Origin of the sequence: Candidatus Infernicultor aquiphilus, from assembly GCF_002784285.1 — a bacterium.
Lineage (GTDB): Bacteria > Atribacterota > Phoenicimicrobiia > Phoenicimicrobiales > Phoenicimicrobiaceae > Infernicultor > Infernicultor aquiphilus.
Genome location: NZ_PFKO01000260.1, coordinates 1 through 5,840, shown reverse-complemented (window position 1 = coordinate 5,840; position 5,840 = coordinate 1). Strand labels below are relative to the sequence as shown.

The window sequence follows — 5,840 nt, the reverse complement described above, 5'->3', positions numbered from 1 at the left end:
TCTTTAATATCTAACATTAAACCTCTGCCGGGGATTGTTTTAAAAATATTTTCAATCTTTTTTGAGTAGGCTTCTTTTTTATCCATTGTTTTTAGAATATCTTTTCTGATTTTACAAATATGATAATTTATCCGTGTATATACTGCCTCTTCATCATCCTTCCAGAGTGAATCTAAAATACTATCATAGCTTACTACTTCTCCTTTGTGTTGAGCCAGAAGATAGAGTAGGGAAAATCCTCTTGTTGTAATTTTTATCTCTTTCCCCTCAAAAATAATTCTATCCGGGCGGTGGGGGTCGATCTCTAAAATAATTTTAGGTGTTAGCTCAGCAGTTTCGGTTTTCAGCCCGCCAGTGGTCAGTTTAGGGTGCTCAGTTTCAGCATTAGAATCATTAGCAGTCACCTTATTAGAATCATTAGTCTTCATCTTTTGTTTTTTCGCTTCTTGATTTTCTTTTTCTTCTTTTATTCTGCCCTTAATCCTCTGGACTAATCTCTCGGGCAGTACCCTACCCAACTCTTCCTCAGTCAATTCTTCCAAACACCTTTCCTCATTATAGCCCTCTCTTACCAATTTTCCGATATAATAGCGGCTTAATCCGGGGATATATAAGCGAGCTAAACTTAAACCTTCTTCCTCCACCCCCTCTATCATCCGTTCCGCTAAACGCCTGATCCTCTTTACATCTTCTTCTCGCCCTTTATTCCAGCCGCTCTCCTCGGCAATAGCCGCCAGGCTATCGGCTAGCCAGGAAAATCCTTCCCCCAGCCTTTCTACCGCACCCCGGTAAAGACTGTATTCCTGTTCAATACTCTTGCTCTCCCTTTCTCCGATCCAATCATAGAGAAGTAGAGTCTTTTTAAAGGCCAGATAGTCTTCTAAGCTAGTTTTTCCTTTGGTTAGACCATGTTCCCCCTGATAAATCTCTTTACCTTCTTCTCCTAAATTAAAGACTAAAGCCAATAGCTTATTACGGTAGATTTCCTTCCAATCAGTATAATTATAGCGGTCTATCTGATCACCTTCTCGGTAGAATTGAGGATAAGGAATAGGTAGGGATTTACCGTCTTCACTTAAAGTTAAGGTCAGGATAATCTCCAGATTACTTATCTCCCCTTGAATAGATTTCTCTATCCAGGATAAAAAATAAAGATAGGTGGCTACTTTAATCCCTTTAGCGCTGATCAGGAGGCCGGTAGAAGTAGGAGCTAATCGGCCTTGATCATCCTCTAGCACCAACCGACAGTCTTTTAAGCCCTGGAGGGCATCTTCTATTTTCTCCTTAATTCTTTTTTTATCCAGCACATATTGCCAATAACCAGATGGCTGATCTAATAGGGTAGCCCTATTATCTTTACCATTTACGATTAGTCGAAGTAAGAGGGTAGTCAAATCCCTTTCCTTCTTGTGAGGACCTACCCCGGCCAGGGCATCGGGATAGGGTATCCTTTCCTCGGCTACCTGCCCCCTTATCTGGTTATCCTCCGCCATAGTATCCCGCAGGAAATTAAAATAGAGATTTTGATAAATAGTCTCCGAGAGCAGGGAATGGGCTAAAAAGATTACCCTTCCGAATTCTTCCTCACTTTGGCTATTTAATCTTCCCGCTCTTCCCCCCATATTCTCTATATCGCTAAAGGTAAGACTGGTCAGCTGGGCCTCCTTAGCCTCTCCGTTAATACTTTCTATCTTATCCATAGAGAGGATGACATTCTTAAAAGGAAGGTTAATCCCCATCGCTAAAGTAGTAGTAGCACAGATGACCTTGATCTCACCACGGCGCAGATAATTTTCTACTAAATTTCTTTCTTCCCAGGAAAGGTCGGCATTATGATAGGCCATCCCTTTTTCTAAAAGAGAAAGCAGGATATCCCGGGATAGAGTCTCCTCCATCTGGTTAAGCTCCTCTATCGCTTGCCTGGCCGGAGGGCATTCTAATCTATTCGAAAGCCACTCCGCCCACTTTTTAGTTTCTGCTTTAGTGGGGAAGAAGAGGAGGGTAGGTTCATGATGCTCCACAAAATAACGGACCGTCTCTCGGACATAATCTTCCTCACAATTATCTCGGACCGCCTGGGGAGGGAAGAATACTTCTTCTCCGAACTTCTTTTCATTATGAGTAATATATTTAAAGACTCCACCTCTCACGATGCCTTTACGCAATTCTACCGGACGCCGGTAGGAGGTGAGTACCCGGGAGGGAAGCCAGTTTAAAAAAGCTTCTTGATTTTCTAAGAAGGCCGAGAGGGAGATGATCTTGATCTTTTGCTCCTGGTTTTGCAAATTAACCAGCATCTCCTCCAGGAGGGGGCCTCTTTCTGGGTTATTGATTAGCTGCAGCTCATCGATTACTACTAAAGAAACCCCGCTTAAAAAGGAGGGGTATTTTAAGAGAAAGTAGTTAAATTTTTCATAGACCATGATGGCGACCTGAAATTGTCCCCGGCTAATCTTCTGATCCTCTTCTTTGCGGTCGCGGGAAGAGATGGTGATATCGATTCCACAGTCGCTATATAGTCTTTTAAAATGTCGGTATTTTTCTTCGGCTAAGGTTTTTAAAGGGACTAAATAGATGGTCTTCTTTTTATGGATAGCCTGAGTAATAGCCGCCATCTCCCCGATGAAGGTCTTACCTGAAGAGGTAGGAGCAATCACCAAAAGATTTTGATTTCTATCATCTCCAACTCCACTTCTGTCATTGAGAGCTTTCAAAGGGAGCGCGGCAATCTCATCCACGCCTGTCTGCCGTACTTGCCTATCTGTGTGCGTATACGCACAGGCAGGCACAGGCAGGCGCAAGCAGGAATCCATCCCTCCTGTAGGGGCGTATGGCATACGCCCTTCCTTATCCAATACCCCATAATACCTTACTGCCTTTTCCTGAACCGGCAACAGATATGGAGAATAATTCTTCTCCCAAATATCCACCATATAAGAGGGGACTCCCCAAACTTCTAAATCTCTCATCTTCATTGGCTTTTTAAACAATTTCTTTCCTTCCTTTCTAACCATTTATTAAAAATATGTATAAATAAGTGGTAACGAACAAAAGTTTATTAATCTATTTTACCCCACTTCTTTTACAATTACAATAGAAATTTAAAAAATCTTTCCCCTTCTCTTATTACCCTTCTCCCCTGGAGGGAGTGGGTGGGGTGATTTTGTATTGTTTAAACTTTTTAGGTTGTTTCAGCAAACGCTGAAACAGGGCTTTTCAGTGAAAATTAAAAAGAACGAATTAGTTAAAATCTTTCAAACTTTCAAATCTAATGGGAGGAATGGATTGAAGAGGAGATAGTAATTATGGTTGGCTTAATCCTAAAAACTAATCTCTTGAAATTTATAACTTGAATCTATAAACTTGCAACTGGTAATCAAAACCTATAAAATAATAAAAGGGAGATTAATAATTAATTTAAATGAAAAAATCTTAAAAGAGCTTGAATGATCCATTAAAAAAACTTCTGGATATTGGCAATTCTAAGAATTTGATGGATGGAGGTAATAAAGAATGAATATAGAAAAGATTGAAGAGATTAAGGGAAAAATATTATCTATACTTAAACGATATAATGTCAAGAGAGCAGGAATTTTTGGCTCTGTGGTAAGAGGAGAGGAGAACAAGGAAAGTGACATAGATATTTTGGTGGAGATTGTAGGCAGGATGAGTTTACTTGATTTTGCAGGGTTAAAGTTAGAATTGGAAGAGGCTCTTGGCCAGAGAGTTGATTTAGGAGAGTATTCAACAATCAAACCAATGATAAAGGAACAAATATTGAGTGAAGAGGTGTCTATTTTATGAAAAGAAACCTAAAACTCTATTTACAGGACATCTGGGAGAGTACCTTGGCAATAGAGGAATATACCCAGAACCTTACCGAGGATGAATTTTATTCGAATCGCCAAGTTCAAGATGCAATTGTGAGAAGACTAGAGATAATTGGCGAAGCGGTCAAAAATATAGATGACGATTTTAGAAATAAATATCCCCAAATACCTTGGAAGAAGATTGCTGGGATGAGAGATATTATTGCCCACGAATACTTTGGGGTAAAACTTGAAAGAGTTTGGGATGTTTTGAGAAAAGACCTCCCTGATATAAAGCAACAAATGCTTTTAATAATGGAGAGAGAGGATGTTTGAACTCCCTTCCCTCCTCCTTAAAGTTGAGGATTAAGGTGGGGATGAGATATTTCCTGCCATTGTGAATGACCGAAGGGGAATGTGGCAATCTCAACTAATCAACTGGCAAACCGGGTAACTAAATTAATAAACAGATACACATCCCATTTTCTTTGAAATGGTGGGTTTGGAATTAAGTAAAATTTGACAATTTTCCCCAATTATATTATTTTAAAAGAATAGAATCTGGAAAAGATTTTCAGGAATTATTGGAAATAAAAAATGAAAGGTAATAAAAAAATGGATGGACAGAATCATATACCGAATCTTAAAGTTCCCTTTTTATTATTAGGATTATCCATCATGCTATCTGCTTTAATCTTTGGGTTCTTTTTTTATCAAAGCAGGATAACCCGTGATTATGTAGATGTTCTTGGCTCAGCTGCTGAGCGTTTTGAGTCTGATATTGTCAAATGGAATATTACCATTCAAGAAAACACTGGCCTGGAGAATATCGGGCAAGGTTACCGTAATATTCAGGATAAAAGGGACCGTTTGGTGAATATTTTGAGCAGTCAGGGGATTCCCGAAGAGGGGATCAATATCAACCCGATTAACACCCAGGACCGATGGGAAGATGGAAAAGTTGTTGGCTATACACTTCAACAATCGCTTTTTATCATTTCAGAAGTTATTGAAAAGGTAGAAAATCTAGCCCTAAATCCTGACGAGCTGCTAGCAAATAATATCTTTTTCCAAACCTCATCTTTAGAGTATTTTTATTCTAAAATTGATCTGTTAAAAAAGGATTTGCTGACCATGGCCACTAAAAATGCCCGGGAACGGGCCGAAAAAATATTACAGGATAGCCCCTATCATCCGGGACGGATGATTTCAGCTAAAGCCGGTGTTTTTCAAATCATCGAACCCTATTCAACTGAGGTGGAAAGTTACGGAATGTATAACACTTCTTCCCGGAAGAAAGATATTACCGTTACCGTCCATGCTCAATTTTTAATTCAATAAACCTGCTTAGAAATAACCATCCCTATGAGGTTTATTTCACCATTCTTACCGTGTTGGTGCCAAATTCCGCGAAATGAAAATTCATTTCCTATTTCCCCTCCTTTAAACCCTTATTTACAAGGCTTTTAGGAAGGCCTTTTTTTATAGTAAAGGAGAAAAGTAGAGGAATAGGATAGCTGATTTTTAGTTAAATAAGGTAGATCGATATAGCTAGAATTAGTGAATTACCAGTTCTTATGGGAGAAAATAGTAAGTCTCTAAAAGGTAGAAAACATAAGGGTTTCCGTGTTTTTTTGTTAGAGGGGATGGTTTTAGTTCTTCTAAAATAGGGAGAAAATGAAGCAAAAAAGGGCTAAAACACTATTTTTAGGAGCTTGAAAGCCTTGTAAAATAAGGGTTTAAACGAAATATCGTCGTAGCAGCGTTTCTTGAGGGTGCTTAAGGTGATTGGTCATATTTTTTAAAATAGTCGCTTAAAAGAGCTTAAAATGGCTTATTTTAGATCTGGGCGGAAAGCCTTATTTTATAAGGGTTTGAGTGGAGTAAATAGTGACAGGTTCCCTTGATACCTGGCCCGGATTAACTAAATACTCTATCTAAAAATTATATCTGAAAACTTTTCTTCTAAAAAAGAAGGATTTCACCAAACCTTTATCGAATATATAAAAGAGTATTAAATATGAAACTCAC

The 5,840-nt window shown here is 38.9% G+C and carries 4 protein-coding genes; 3 read left to right on the top strand and 1 reads right to left on the bottom strand.

Features of this window, described 5'->3' with window-relative positions; translation table 11 throughout:
• Positions 1 to 2,990: DEAD/DEAH box helicase (locus COZ07_RS07050; protein WP_406607864.1), on the bottom strand; the 2,990-nt coding region annotated here is incomplete at its 3' end.
• A 523-nt stretch (positions 2,991 to 3,513) separates the two neighbouring features.
• Between COZ07_RS07050 and COZ07_RS07045 the strand changes: the two genes are divergently transcribed.
• The 3 genes from COZ07_RS07045 to COZ07_RS07035 all read left to right on the top strand — a co-directional run bounded on the left by COZ07_RS07045 (position 3,514) and on the right by COZ07_RS07035 (position 5,150).
• Positions 3,514 to 3,804 (top strand): nucleotidyltransferase family protein, encoded by a 291-nt coding sequence (locus tag COZ07_RS07045; protein WP_406607863.1) that lies wholly within the window; start codon positions 3,514 to 3,516, stop codon positions 3,802 to 3,804.
• Positions 3,801 to 4,145 carry a DUF86 domain-containing protein gene (locus COZ07_RS07040; RefSeq protein WP_406607862.1) on the top strand — a complete coding sequence of 115 codons (345 nt, stop codon included), beginning with the start codon at positions 3,801 to 3,803 and terminating at the stop codon, positions 4,143 to 4,145. Before COZ07_RS07045 ends, COZ07_RS07040 begins: the two co-directional genes overlap by 4 nt.
• A 261-nt stretch (positions 4,146 to 4,406) precedes the next feature.
• On the top strand, positions 4,407 to 5,150 hold the full coding sequence (locus tag COZ07_RS07035) for an SIMPL domain-containing protein (protein ID WP_406607861.1): 744 nt from the start codon (positions 4,407 to 4,409) through the stop codon (positions 5,148 to 5,150).
• The last annotated feature ends 690 nt before the right edge of the window (positions 5,151 to 5,840 follow it).

Coding starts and splice junctions, on each gene's coding strand:
- COZ07_RS07045 (WP_406607863.1), top strand. CDS start 3,514: ATGAATATAGAAAAGATTGAAGAGATTAAGGGAAAAATATTATCTATA.
- COZ07_RS07040 (WP_406607862.1), top strand. CDS start 3,801: ATGAAAAGAAACCTAAAACTCTATTTACAGGACATCTGGGAGAGTACC.
- COZ07_RS07035 (WP_406607861.1), top strand. CDS start 4,407: ATGAAAGGTAATAAAAAAATGGATGGACAGAATCATATACCGAATCTT.